This is a genomic window from Pseudomonas corni, assembly GCF_057128765.1.
The window spans coordinates 253,779-265,433 of sequence record NZ_JBSKHW010000004.1 but is presented as its reverse complement, the minus strand read 5'-3'; the positions used below and the strand labels follow the sequence as shown (position 1 = coordinate 265,433).

The 11,655-nt window shown below is 58.7% G+C and carries 12 protein-coding genes; 7 read left to right on the top strand and 5 right to left on the bottom strand.

Annotated features, from left to right (window positions below):
* Positions 1-156: 156 nt before the first annotated feature.
* Positions 157-1,215 (top strand): magnesium chelatase ATPase subunit I, encoded by a 1,059-nt coding sequence (locus ACWKV9_RS09990; protein WP_483835932.1) that lies wholly within the window; start codon positions 157-159, stop codon positions 1,213-1,215.
* 101 nt (positions 1,216-1,316) lie between these two features.
* The gene (locus ACWKV9_RS09985; protein ID WP_483835994.1) at positions 1,317-1,871 is read left to right on the top strand and encodes a vWA domain-containing protein; all 555 of its coding nucleotides are present in this window, start codon (positions 1,317-1,319) and stop codon (positions 1,869-1,871) included.
* 909 nt (positions 1,872-2,780) lie between these two features.
* Here ACWKV9_RS09985 and ACWKV9_RS09980 read toward each other — a convergent pair.
* Positions 2,781-3,047 (bottom strand): hypothetical protein, encoded by a 267-nt coding sequence (locus ACWKV9_RS09980; RefSeq protein ID WP_483835931.1) that lies wholly within the window; start codon positions 3,045-3,047, stop codon positions 2,781-2,783.
* A 389-nt stretch (positions 3,048-3,436) separates the two neighbouring features.
* Between ACWKV9_RS09980 and ACWKV9_RS09975 the strand changes: the two genes are divergently transcribed.
* Positions 3,437-4,756 (top strand): sigma-54-dependent transcriptional regulator, encoded by a 1,320-nt coding sequence (locus tag ACWKV9_RS09975; protein WP_483835930.1) that lies wholly within the window; start codon positions 3,437-3,439, stop codon positions 4,754-4,756.
* 246 nt (positions 4,757-5,002) lie between these two features.
* On the opposite strand, the gene ACWKV9_RS09970 is transcribed toward ACWKV9_RS09975, so the two are convergent.
* On the bottom strand, positions 5,003-5,533 hold the full coding sequence (locus tag ACWKV9_RS09970) for an AAA family ATPase (protein ID WP_483835929.1): 531 nt from the start codon (positions 5,531-5,533) through the stop codon (positions 5,003-5,005).
* Between the two features lie 7 nt (positions 5,534-5,540).
* The gene (pnuC, locus tag ACWKV9_RS09965) at positions 5,541-6,104 is read right to left on the bottom strand and encodes a nicotinamide riboside transporter PnuC (protein ID WP_483835928.1); all 564 of its coding nucleotides are present in this window, start codon (positions 6,102-6,104) and stop codon (positions 5,541-5,543) included.
* 344 nt (positions 6,105-6,448) lie between these two features.
* Here pnuC and ACWKV9_RS09960 point away from each other — a divergent pair, with 344 nt between their 5' ends.
* Positions 6,449-7,279 carry an undecaprenyl-diphosphate phosphatase gene (locus ACWKV9_RS09960; protein ID WP_483835993.1) on the top strand — a complete coding sequence of 277 codons (831 nt, stop codon included), beginning with the start codon at positions 6,449-6,451 and terminating at the stop codon, positions 7,277-7,279.
* Between the two features lie 6 nt (positions 7,280-7,285).
* A complete protein-coding gene (locus ACWKV9_RS09955) occupies positions 7,286-7,729 on the top strand; it encodes a DUF1294 domain-containing protein (protein WP_483835927.1) in 444 nt (147 codons plus the stop codon).
* Positions 7,730-7,734: 5 nt separating this feature from the next.
* On the opposite strand, the gene ACWKV9_RS09950 is transcribed toward ACWKV9_RS09955, so the two are convergent.
* Both ACWKV9_RS09950 and ACWKV9_RS09945 read right to left on the bottom strand, forming a co-directional pair.
* Positions 7,735-8,079: an MmcQ/YjbR family DNA-binding protein gene (locus tag ACWKV9_RS09950; protein ID WP_483835926.1), complete on the bottom strand. Its 345-nt coding sequence runs from the start codon at positions 8,077-8,079 to the stop codon at positions 7,735-7,737.
* 144 nt (positions 8,080-8,223) lie between these two features.
* Positions 8,224-9,126 carry a LysR substrate-binding domain-containing protein gene (locus ACWKV9_RS09945; RefSeq protein WP_483835992.1) on the bottom strand — a complete coding sequence of 301 codons (903 nt, stop codon included), beginning with the start codon at positions 9,124-9,126 and terminating at the stop codon, positions 8,224-8,226.
* Positions 9,127-9,254: 128 nt separating this feature from the next.
* Here ACWKV9_RS09945 and ACWKV9_RS09940 point away from each other — a divergent pair, with 128 nt between their 5' ends.
* Both ACWKV9_RS09940 and ACWKV9_RS09935 read left to right on the top strand, forming a co-directional pair.
* Positions 9,255-9,860: an FMN-dependent NADH-azoreductase gene (locus tag ACWKV9_RS09940; protein ID WP_483835925.1), complete on the top strand. Its 606-nt coding sequence runs from the start codon at positions 9,255-9,257 to the stop codon at positions 9,858-9,860.
* A gap of 396 nt (positions 9,861-10,256) precedes the next feature.
* Positions 10,257-11,297 (top strand): alpha/beta hydrolase family protein, encoded by a 1,041-nt coding sequence (locus tag ACWKV9_RS09935; RefSeq protein ID WP_483835924.1) that lies wholly within the window; start codon positions 10,257-10,259, stop codon positions 11,295-11,297.
* Positions 11,298-11,655: the final 358 nt, after the last annotated feature.

The window sequence follows — 11,655 nt, the reverse complement described above, 5'->3', positions numbered from 1 at the left end:
GCGCCGCAGATCCATTGTGGGAGCGGACCCGTCCGCGAAGGCTCCCTTCTGGTCGCTGGAGATGGGGCGGCTGCACGGGCCTCTTCGCGGACAGGTCCGCTCCCACGGGGATAAGTTGCGTGCAGATATTCTAGATTTTTTTTCTGAGACCCGAACATGACCGACACCCCGCATTTCCCCCTGGCCGCTGTCGTTGGCGCTGACGAGCTGAAACTGGCGCTGTGCCTGACCGCCATCGACCCCAAAATCGGTGGTGTGCTGATCGAGGGGCCACGGGGTATGGCCAAGTCCACCCTGGCACGCGGGCTGGCGGATCTGCTGGCGAGTGGTCAGTTCGTGACGTTGCCTCTGGGCGCCACCGAAGAGCGTCTGGTCGGCACCCTGGACCTGGATGCGGCGCTGGGTGAAGGTCGTGCGGCGTTTTCCCCTGGCGTATTGGCCAAAGCCGACGGCGGCGTGCTGTATGTGGATGAGGTCAACTTGCTGCCGGATCATTTGGTGGACCTGCTGCTGGATGTGGCGGCCAGCGGCGTCAATCTGGTTGAGCGTGACGGCATCTCCCATCGGCATCCGTCGCGTTTTGTGCTGATTGGCACCATGAACCCGGAAGAGGGCGAGTTGCGCCCGCAATTGCTCGACCGTTTCGGTCTGAATGTGGCATTGAGCGGACACACTGCGCCGGTCGAGCGGGGTCAGATCATTCGCCGTCGACTGGATTTCGATACCTCCCCCGAAGCGTTCTGCGCTCAATGGGCCGAGCGCCAGGACGCATTGAAAGCCCGCTGCGAGCGAGCGCGATTGCTGATGCCGGAAATTGCGCTGGATGACCGCAGCCTGGAATTGATCACCGAGCGTTGTTATGCGGCGGGCGTGGATGGTCTGCGCGCGGATCTGGTGTGGCTGCGCGCCGCACGGGCCCATGCGGCGTGGCGAGGGGCGTCGCAGATCTCCGAAGAGGACATCGACGCGGTGGCCGAGTTTGCCCTGCGTCATCGTCGTCGTCATGGGCCTCAAACCCCGCCACCTCAATCCGAACCTCTATCCGAGCCTCAGTCCCGGTCCTCGACGCCGCCACCGCCTGGCTCTCCCGACAAGCAGCAGCCGGACGACTCGCAGCTCTCGGGTGATGGCGAAGGCAATTGGGGGGAAATGCCCGCAAAGCCTGTTGCTTCAGGGGCGCGTCGTGATATCCCGAGCTGGCCAAAAAAGCCTTAGGCATTCGCCCTCGTTCGAGCAAGGGGGCGGATGCCAAGCCCAGGCCGGGTCGACTATCGGGTGGGAAAAGCGGCGCGGCGCGTGCAGGTATCGACGGGGCCATTGCCTGGCTGCCGACCTTGCTGCGCGGCCGCCCGACACGCAGCGTGGACCTGATTCGTCAGCCGCGCAGTGCGCAGCCCCATGAGCTGTGGCTGGTGATTGTCGATGCCTCTGCGTCTACGCGGCGGCACCAGGCGTTGAGTCAGACCAAGGGGCTGTTAGCGCAGTTGTTCGATGACGCCTATCGACGTCGAGTGCGTCTGGCATTGATGACCGCCAGTGGCAGCACGCCGCGTTGGCAGCATCAGGGTTTGAAAGCCAGTGCGGCGTTGCAGCCGTGGCTCGATGGGCTGGGCGCGGGGGGCGGCACGCCCTTGTTCGAGGCGCTGGACCAGGCCAAAGAGTGGCTGGACCAGAGAAGCAAGCGCTACCCCGCAGAATCACAGCGGGTGCTGGTACTCACTGACGGTCGGGTCAAGCAATTGCCGGCGATGGCAGTGTTCGAATGCCCCAGCGTGTTGATCGACACGGAAATGGGGCCGATCAGACTGGGAAGGGCGGCGGACATCGCAAGGATGATCGGCGCCGAATATAAGCACCTCACTGACCTGTAGGAGCGAACTTGTTCGCGAGGCGTAGTGCCTGACACACCGCGTAGACTGGCTCGCCAACAAGTTGGCTCCTACAGAAGGTAGGGCGCGTAGACGTTATCTGTAGGAGCGAACTTGTTCGCGAGACGTAGTGCCTGACACACCGCGTAGACTGGCTCGCCAACAAGTTGGCTCCTACAGAAGGTAGGCGCGTAGACGTTATCTGTAGGAGCGAACTTGTTCGCGAGACGTAGTGCCTGACACACCGCGTAGACCGTCTCGCCAACAAGTTGGCTCCTACAGAAGGTAGGGCGCGTAGACGTTATCTGTAGGAGCGAACTTGTTCGCGAGGCGTAGTGCCTGACACACCGCGTAGACTGGATCGCCAACAAGTTGTCTCCTACAGAAGATTGGGTGCGTAGACGTTATCTGTAGGAGCGAACTTGTTCGCGAGGCGTAGTGCCTGACACACCGCGTAGACTGGCTCGCCAACAAGTTGGCTCCTACAGAAGGTAGGGCGCGTAGACGTTATCTGTAGGAGCGAACTTGTTCGCGAGACGTAGTGCCTGACACACCGCGTAGACTGGCTCGCCAACAAGTTGGCTCCTACAGAAGGTAGGCGCGTAGACGTTATCTGTAGGAGCGAACTTGTTCGCGAGACGTAGTGCCTGACACACCGCGTAGACCGTCTCGCCAACAAGTTGGCTCCTACAGAAGGTAGGGCGCGTAGACGTTATCTGTAGGAGCGAACTTGTTCGCGAGGCGTGGTGCATGACACACCGCGTAGACTGGCTCGCCAACAAGTTGGCTCCTACAGAAGATTGGGTGCGTAGACGTTATCTGTAGGAGCGAACTTGTTCGCGAGACGTAGTGCCTGACACACCACATCGACCGCCTCGCCAACAAGTTGTCTCCTACAGAACAAGCATCACATCAAGCTGGCATCGTCCACGGCTCAAGGCTGTAGCCTTCGCCGCTGATCTGCGCGCGGGCTTGTTCGAGCAAGGCGGCCAGTTGTTTTGGATCGGAGTAGGTGCTGCTAGGGATCTGTGCGCGACCGATGCGAGTGCTGGTGCGGTCAACCACGGTCAGGCTGAGTTCGCCATTGCCGTCCTGGGGAGCCCAGGCCACGCATTGGAAGGGATGAAAAGCGTGACCGGCGATGAGCAAAGCTTCGTTAAAGCGCAAAGGGGCGTTCATGGCGTTTCCTCAGATGCCCGTATCAATACAATCACCGGCGGCGGGCGTCCCGTTCGGTTGGATACATGTACTGATGGCCGCAGACGGGTAACAAGTCACACCTTGCGATCACATTATTTTTAAACCTGCGCTGCATCCCATCATTTACGTGGTTCTCCTGACAGTGAGGCAAAACGTCGCGGGGTTGATTAGTCGGGATTTCCAGGCTGCTCATTCCAGCGTTATCTATTGAAAAATCCTTAAGCACTTTTCGATCTTAGCCTTATAGATAATCGGTCCAAGTAAGTGTCAATAAACTTGCTAATGTATTTGCCAGGGTCGCCAAGACACTGTTTCTAAAATGGTTTTAGAGTTGTCTCTTCTTTGAATCTTGGCGCCAAGGAATCTATATGCATGAGCTGGCATCAACCCGTCGCCTGTTAATTGTCGAACCCTGCGAAGAGAGCCTTCGCCTGATCCCCGGGCTACGCGCTGCTGGCTGGGAAGTGGACAGCTGCACCCTGCAATCTGCAGCGTCTCGTCCATGCGACGTCGGCCTGATCCGCTTGTTGCCACAGCATTTCGAACATCCCGAAGTCGTCAAAGACCTGATCACTCGCAGCAACACCGAGTGGATTGCGGTATTAACCCCGGACGATCTTCGTCGGGACAAAATCGGTGATTTCGTTTGCGAATGGTTCTTCGATTTCCACACCTTACCCTTCGACGTCGCCCGGGTGCAGGTCACGCTGGGACGCGCTTATGGGATGGCACGGTTGCGTGCCCAGGGCGCCAATTACGGCAGTGGGCCGGAGCATCAAATGCTCGGTGAAAGTCGGCCGATACGCGAATTGCGCCGGTTGCTGACCAAGCTGGCGCCGACTGAATCCCCGGTACTGATTCGTGGCGAAACCGGCACCGGAAAAGAGCTGGTGGCCCGCACGCTGCACTTGCAGTCCCAGCGCAGGGACAAGCCTTTTGTCTCGATCAATTGCAGCACCATCCCTGAACACCTGTTGCAGCCGGAGCTGTTCGGCTATCCCCACGACCCTTTTTCGCCAGCCCAGCCACGCAAGATCGGCCGCATCGAGGCAGCCCATGGCGGCACGCTCTTTCTGGATGAAATCGGCGATCTACCGCTGGACGTGCAGGCTAATCTGCTGAGGTTCCTGCACGACCGGCATCTTGAGATTGACGGGGAATCGGTGCCCATCGACGTCCGTGTGTTGGCGGCAACCCACATTGACCTTGAGGCGGCAATTCGCAAGAAGCGCTTTCGTGAAGATCTGTATTACCGCCTTAACGTGTTGCAAGTCGGCACTGCGCCGTTGCGCGAACGGCATGGCGATCTGGCGTTGCTGGCCAACCATTTCGCGCACTTCTACAGTCAGGAAACCGGACGTCGGCCGCGCAATTTCAGCCAGGATGCGTTGGTCGCCATGGGCAAGCATGACTGGCCCGGCAACGTTCGCGAACTGGAAAACCGCGTGCGACGCGGGCTGGTGCTGGCTGAAGGAAGGCAGATCGAAGCGTTCGACCTCGGGCTGTTGGGTGAGGATGAAATCAGCTCAAGCATGGGCACCCTCGACGATTACAAATCCCGCGCCGAGCGCCAGGCCCTGTGCGATGTGCTGACGCGGCACAGCGATAACCTGAGCGTGGCGGCCAAGGTGCTCGGCGTGTCGCGACCGACGTTTTATCGCTTGCTGCACAAGCATCAGATTCGGTAGAGGCTTTGGGGACGCTGCACAACCCGTGGGAGCGGACCTGTCCGCGAAGACAATTGGCCGGACAGATGCATCTGTGACGGACACGCTGGCCTCTTCGCGGACAGGTCCGCTCCCACGGGATTGTGTCAAGTGGAGATGTCAGACGCCTCTAAATCTCATTGTAGGAGCGCGCTTGCCCGCGAAGAAGTCGCTGCATTCCATACATCTTCGGCGGGTGACACTCCGATTTCGCGAACAAGTTCGCTCCTACAGGCAGGGCGTCATCAGTTCAGCGACCGCACGCAACGCCTGATCACGCCGCTCATCCCAACTGCCACCCACCACCTGATACGTCTGGTGATGCTGCTTTAACCAGCGCTCACTCGCCTCGAAAAATACCTGACGTTCGCACAGCTCAGGCTGGCAACGCTGTCCGTCGCCGATCCACTCGACGCCTTCGGGTGCCAGCAGCAGCGTCAGATCGTAGTGACGGGCGAGCAGGGCCTGCTCCAACCATTCGGGACAGTCGCCGAACAGCGTTTGACTCCACAGCATGTTGCTCAGCAGATGGGTGTCCAGAATCAGCAGCTCAGGAGCGCGGCTGCGAGCGACGTCTTCCCACGCCAGTTGCCCATGGGCGATAGCGGGGATGTCGGCGTAGCAGGTATCGCGTTGCGTCTGGTCGATGAAGTGGCGAACGTACTCGCCCACCAGTTCGCCACCAAATTGCTGTTGCACCGCTTGAGCAAGCCAGCTTTTACCGCTTGATTCGGGCCCTGCCAATACCAGCACTTTCATCGCGGACTCAATGCGCCAAGGCCGGGTCAGCGCGCCAATCACGCCAGCCTTGCACTGCCAGCAGCGTGAACAACGCATACAGCGCCGCAGTGAGGTAAAGCCCCTTATAAAGAAACAGGCCGACGAAAATAACGTCCAGCAAAATCCACAGTGGCCAGCATTGCACGCGTTTTTGTGCCATCCAGACTTGCGCCACCAGACTGAACCCGGTGAGCGCAGCGTCGAGCCAAGGCTGCGCAGCGTCGGTGAAATGCGCCATTGCAGCGCCCAACGCCAGGCTCACCAACGCCCCCGCAGCGAGGCTTGCGAGCAGGGGGCCGTTGCTCAAATGAGTGACGGTTCGCCCGCTGGCCACCTGGCCGCGCCGGGTCCATTGCCACCAGCCATACAGTTGCAGCACCGCGTAGACCACCTGCAGCAGCATGTCTGAATAGAGTTTTACATCGAAGAATATCCAGGTGTAGAGCAACACCATGACCAGCCCGATGGGCCAGCACCACGGATTTTGTTTGACTGTAAGCCAGACGGCAATCACGCCGAGTGCGGCGGCAAACAGTTCAAGCCCAGACATGGCAACTCCGGTAATGGGTAGGATTTTGCAGGACAGCGCGAGGGCGCCATTTTGGCCGGCGATTGTAAGCGGTTTATGCCTTGGCGTGGAGCATCGAGGCTGAGTTGATCCCCAATTTCGCGCATAGATTCAGAACGACCCACCGCGACGCCACGTCAAATCTTACGCGCCAGTATTCATGCTAGAGCCATCGTCAGAAAGGTCTGCTAGCATCGCCGCGTTTGCGTGTCAGAGCGGGCAATCCTAAAGCTTTCATAAACTGTTCACGCTCGATCATCTATGGTTTGCACCGCTTGCAATTCAATTACAGGTCCGTGTCATGAGCACGGACCACTGGGGGAATGATGGATCTTTGGACCGCTGCACAGGCGCTCATACTTGGGGTTGTAGAAGGGTTAACTGAGTTTTTGCCGATATCCAGCACTGGTCACCAGATCATCGTCGCGGACCTGATCAATTTCACCGGCGAGCGGGCTATCGCGTTCAATATCATTATCCAGTTGGGGGCAATCCTGGCGGTGGTCTGGGAGTTCCGACGCAAGATCTTTGATGTGGTCGGTGGCCTGACGACTGACCCGAAAGCCCGACGCTTCACCGCGAACCTGATCATTGGCGTATTACCGGCAATGGTTCTGGGCGTGTTGTTTGCCGATTTGATTCATCAATACCTTTTCAACCCGATCACGGTGGCAGCGGCGCTGGTCATTGGTGGTTTTGTAATGCTGTGGGCCGAGCGTCGTCAGCATGAGGTTCACGCTGAAACCGTTGATGAAATGACTTGGGGTGACGCGCTGAAGGTCGGTTTTGCCCAGTGTCTGGCGATGATTCCTGGTACCTCTCGCTCAGGTTCGACGATCATCGGCGGCTTGCTGTTTGGTCTGTCGCGCAAAACCGCCACCGAGTTTTCGTTCTTTCTCGCGATGCCCACCATGGTCGCCGCCTCGGTGTACTCCGGTTACAAGTACCACAGCCTGTTCGTGCCGGGAGACTTCCCGGTGTTTGCGGTGGGCTTCATTACGTCCTTTATATTCGCCATGATCGCGGTGAAGGCGCTGCTCAAATTCATCGCCAATCACAGCTACGCGGTGTTTGCGTATTACCGCATTGCCTTCGGCCTGCTGATTCTGGCGACCTGGCAGTTTGGCTGGATCGATTGGTCCAGCGCGCAAGGTTAAGGGGCTATGGAAACGCAAAATTCAGAGGGCGGTCAGCGCCCCCTCAGCAATCGGCCGCAACCGGCAGTGCGCTTTTTGCGCATCAAATTGCTGGTATTGGTGCTCCTTTGCGCGCTACCGGGTTATGGCGTGGTGACGTTGTGGCTGGAAGGCGGTTCGTGGCTGCCAGCGGCCGCCTACGGGCTGATGAGCGTCGTGACGTTTTTGCTGTATTGGCACGACAAGCATCGCGCGCGCAACTCCGGTCAGCGCACACCTGAAAAGATCCTCCACGCTGCTGAACTGTTGGGCGGTTGGCCGGGGGCATTTCTCGGTCAGCAAGTCTTCCGGCACAAGACGCGCAAGGTGTCTTATCAAATCGTGTTCTGGGGCATCGTCGTGCTGCACGAGCTGTTTTGGATCGACCGATTGGTGCTGGGCGGTAATTTTATCGCCCGGCACCTTTACTGACTCGGCTAAAGCTTTGGCGCGACCTGCTGTTTTTTCGGCAGTTTGTTGACCACCAATTGATGGGAACGGGTCAGCAAGTCGCGCAACTCGGCGTCGCCCAGGGAGTAGGGCACCGCCACGCTGATCCAGTGCGCACGAGCAAGATAAGGCGCCGGTCGCACGCCTGGACGGTCGACGTAGCCCAGAAAAAGATCGCTGGCGACTTTGAACGACAGGCCTTTGCCGGACAGATCCATCACCGCAAACATTTTGTTCCCTGCGATCGAGAACACTCGCGTGCCGCCCCATTTGTAGTCTTCACGGGCGCCGGGCAGGCTCAGGCAAAATTGTGCGACGTCTTCAATCTGCATGTTTTTTCCTTGATGGGCAGGCAGGTGCTGGCACATTTTCTGTAGGAGCGAACTTGTTCACGAGCAAGGTTATGCGGTAAGCCAGACGATCCGCTTCGTCAACTAGTTGGCTCCTGCAGAAAGCTGTGGTGCGCGGAGGTTATTTCAAGCACACCGGGTGCCGCGAAACTCCGCCGTGACGTGATCGATCCACGCGCGAACCGCTGGCAGTGCGCCCCGTCGCTGGGTGTACGCCGCTTGCAGGTTGCCGCTGGGCATCGACCATTGCGGCAACAACCGTATCAAGCTGCCCTCGGCCAGTTCAACGTGGCAATTCATCATCGGCAGCATGGTCAGGCCCAGTCCGGCCAATGCCGCGCCCTTGCGGATGGGGAAGTCGTCGATGGCCAGCCGGGGTTCGATGGCTATTTCGCAATGCTCACCGTTGTCATGTACCAGGTTGAAATGCACCTTGCGGTCCGCTTCGATGGCGCCCAGCACGGGCAGGCTGATGAGATCTTGCGGGATAAGGAAGTGTCGACCGGCGATCAAATCAGGCGAAGCCACCAACGCAGCCGAAGCTGGCGCCAGATGACGCACGATCAGGTTCGGGTCCTCGTCGCCGACATCGCGTACTCGCAGGGCAACATCAATGCCCTCGTTGACCAGATCCACCCGCCGATTGACCAGCAACATTTCCAGCTGCACCAGGGGGAACTGCTGGAGAAAAGATGCAACCACCGCAGTGAGGTTCCAGTGCGTCATACCCACTGGACACGAAACCCGAAGACGCCCGCGGGGTTCGGCCGATAGCGCGGCAACGGCTTCATCGGCCATTTCCGCTTCCAGCAACATGGCCTGGCAGTGTTGTAGATAGCGCTCGCCAACTGCAGTCAACGCCAATTTGCGTGTCGTGCGTTGCAACAGGCTGGCGTTCAAACGGGTTTCCAGCTCGGCAATCCGTCGTGACAGGCGCGACTTGGGGATGCCCAGCGCACGTCCCGCCGCAGCGAAACCGCCCGATTCGACCACTTTGGCAAAGTAATAAAGGTCATTAAGGTCTTGCATCATGGGCTCGACTGTTCTGTCAGTAGGACAAACTATCGCATTTTCGGTGACTAATCACCTATTGCTAAGCCCTGTAGTATCAATCTCAATTAGTCGCCAAGCGGCGATTCTCACTTGGGAAGCCCATCATGAAACTTTTGCACATCGACTCCAGCATCCTCGGCGATCACTCCGCTTCGCGTCAGCTGAGCCGCAGCGTCGTTGAATCATTCGTCGCCACCCATGCCGACACGCAAGTGGTGTACCGCGATCTGGCCAGTGAAGCACTGGGCCATTTCTCGGGTTCGAGCCTCGCGGCCGCAGGCACTCCGGTAGAAGGCCGTGATGCCGCGCAGAAGCTGGAAGTAGAATCCAACGAAGCCACCCTGGAAGAATTCATCTCCTCTGACGTAGTGGTCATCGGCGCGCCGGTCTACAACTTCACCATCCCAAGCCAGCTGAAGGCCTGGATCGACCGTATCGCGGTTGCCGGTCGCACCTTCCGTTACACCGAGGCTGGCCCGGAAGGTCTGTGCAAAGGCAAGAAAGTCATCATCGTTTCTACTGCCGGCGGCATGCATGTGGGTCAGCCGACCAGCGTTGGCCATGAAGACTTGCTCAAAGTCCTGTTCGGCTTTATCGGCGTCACCGACCTGGAATTCGTTTTCGCCCACGGCCTGGCCTACGGTGAAGAGCCGCGCGCTGCTGCACTGACTGCTGCCAAAAAACACATCGACGAAACGCTGTTCGCCTGATGAGGATTACGCGCGTCGACTGATGCGCGTCAGCCCAGGCTCTTCAAGCCCTGCCATCTTGCGGCGTATGCAAGAGGCGGGGTTTTTTGCTTTTTCGCAGGGGTGTTCAGCCAGGCGACAGGCTTGACGCTTTCTTTGCAGGCATCTTGCAAATGTCCGGCGTAAAATCGCCACCTGACCCTTGAGATGAAGCCCAACGACCACTTTAAACCGGTGGTCGTTTATTTGAGCGCCGTCTGGCCCGGCTTATGCACTTATTCACTCGTAGGACACTCTCAAGTTGTAAGCGCGATGCGCGGGAAAGGTTCAAACCCCGGTTTCATGGGGCGGCACAGGGATTAAGGTCAGGCGCCGCGCCTGGTCATATACGGAACTTCGGGTATTAGGGGCATTGCGATGATGCGTCTTTGTGCAGTGATGGTATTTAGCCTGTTCAGCAGCCTGATTTCGGTGCAGGTCAGCGCCCAGGAAGCCTGGAGCGTGGGCTTCCACGAATTGGAATTTCCCGATCCGCTGGACTCCCAGCCGATGCATGCCTACGCCTTTTATCCGTCTACCGAACCCGAGCAAGTGACCAAGGTCCAGGGTTATCGGCTGGAGGCGGGCGAGAACGCGAAAATCGCCATGGGCCGCTTCCCACTGCTGATGCTCTCCCACGGCAACACCGGCACCCCGTTGGCTCAACACGACCTGGCGACGTCACTGGCCCGACAAGGCTTTGTCGTAGTTGCCGTGTTCCACCCTGGCGACAACTACCTTGACCATAGTCGGCTTGGCAGCTTGAGCAACCTTTATGGGCGTCCGCTGCAAATTTCCGAAGCCATCAGTGCCGCGCTGCTTGATCCAATGCTGTCGCCCTATATCAGCGCGCGTCGGGTCGGCGTTATCGGTTATTCGGCAGGGGGTGAAACGGCTTTGATTCTGGCGGGTGCGCAACCTGATTTGCAGCGCCTGCGTCAGTACTGCATCGAGCGCCCGCAAGATCGGGATGCATGCAAGACTCAAGGTGAGTTGCTCAACGACCGTGACGACCTGCATGCTCAAGCGGACCCGCGTGTCGGTGCTTTGATGCTGATGGCGCCGCTGGGCTTGATGTTCGGTCGGCATACGTTAGCGGATGTGCATGTGCCGGTTTTGTTGTACAGCGGTGATGGTGATGAGCTGCTGGCGATCGATAAAAATGCCGAGGCACTGGCGCGCAAGCTGCCGGAGGTGTCGGATTTCAAATTGTTGGCCGGGGCAGGGCACTTTGTGTTCATGGCGCCGTGTGATGATGAACAACGCGCGACACAGCCGATTTTGTGTACGGATGCGATTGGTGTGGACCGCGAAGACATTCATCGCAATCTCAGTGCTGAGGCGGTGCGGTTTTTTGGCAATGCGCTGGGTTCACCGCTGAGTACGGCGGGGATGCAGACGGCCGTTCACAAGGAGTGATTTCGCGCGGTTGTTGGGTTGCTTTTGTAAGAGCTGCCGAACCGCCGAAGGCTGCGATTGCGGTCTGGCTGACTTGGTTTAGATTGGGTGTATATCCGTTATCGGGGGTGGTGCTGATATTGGTTGCGCCCTTACGGCGCGTCACTTTTGCCAAACGCCGCAAAAGTAACCAAAAGGTCTCGCTCCCGTGTCCGGCCCTCCTTCGTCGGGTTCCCTCGCTCCGGCATTGCTCCGGGGACACGCCGCCATCGGCCATCCATGGCCGGGGGCGGCTAGCGCGGCATCCATGCCGCGCTGTCCCCTACGCAACGCCTGCGCTCGGCCTTCCAAAGTCGCACTTTGTGGCGCTTACAAATTC

Excerpts from the sequence above, each read along its gene's own strand:
- ACWKV9_RS09990 (WP_483835932.1), top strand. The coding sequence starts at position 157 with ATGACCGACACCCCGCATTTCCCCCTGGCCGCTGTCGTTGGCGCTGAC.
- ACWKV9_RS09980 (WP_483835931.1), bottom strand. The coding sequence starts at position 3,047 with ATGAACGCCCCTTTGCGCTTTAACGAAGCTTTGCTCATCGCCGGTCAC.
- ACWKV9_RS09975 (WP_483835930.1), top strand. The coding sequence starts at position 3,437 with ATGCATGAGCTGGCATCAACCCGTCGCCTGTTAATTGTCGAACCCTGC.
- ACWKV9_RS09970 (WP_483835929.1), bottom strand. The coding sequence starts at position 5,533 with ATGAAAGTGCTGGTATTGGCAGGGCCCGAATCAAGCGGTAAAAGCTGG.
- pnuC (WP_483835928.1), bottom strand. The coding sequence starts at position 6,104 with ATGTCTGGGCTTGAACTGTTTGCCGCCGCACTCGGCGTGATTGCCGTC.
- ACWKV9_RS09960 (WP_483835993.1), top strand. The coding sequence starts at position 6,449 with ATGGATCTTTGGACCGCTGCACAGGCGCTCATACTTGGGGTTGTAGAA.
- ACWKV9_RS09955 (WP_483835927.1), top strand. The coding sequence starts at position 7,286 with ATGGAAACGCAAAATTCAGAGGGCGGTCAGCGCCCCCTCAGCAATCGG.
- ACWKV9_RS09950 (WP_483835926.1), bottom strand. The coding sequence starts at position 8,079 with ATGCAGATTGAAGACGTCGCACAATTTTGCCTGAGCCTGCCCGGCGCC.
- ACWKV9_RS09945 (WP_483835992.1), bottom strand. The coding sequence starts at position 9,126 with ATGCAAGACCTTAATGACCTTTATTACTTTGCCAAAGTGGTCGAATCG.
- ACWKV9_RS09940 (WP_483835925.1), top strand. The coding sequence starts at position 9,255 with ATGAAACTTTTGCACATCGACTCCAGCATCCTCGGCGATCACTCCGCT.
- ACWKV9_RS09935 (WP_483835924.1), top strand. The coding sequence starts at position 10,257 with ATGATGCGTCTTTGTGCAGTGATGGTATTTAGCCTGTTCAGCAGCCTG.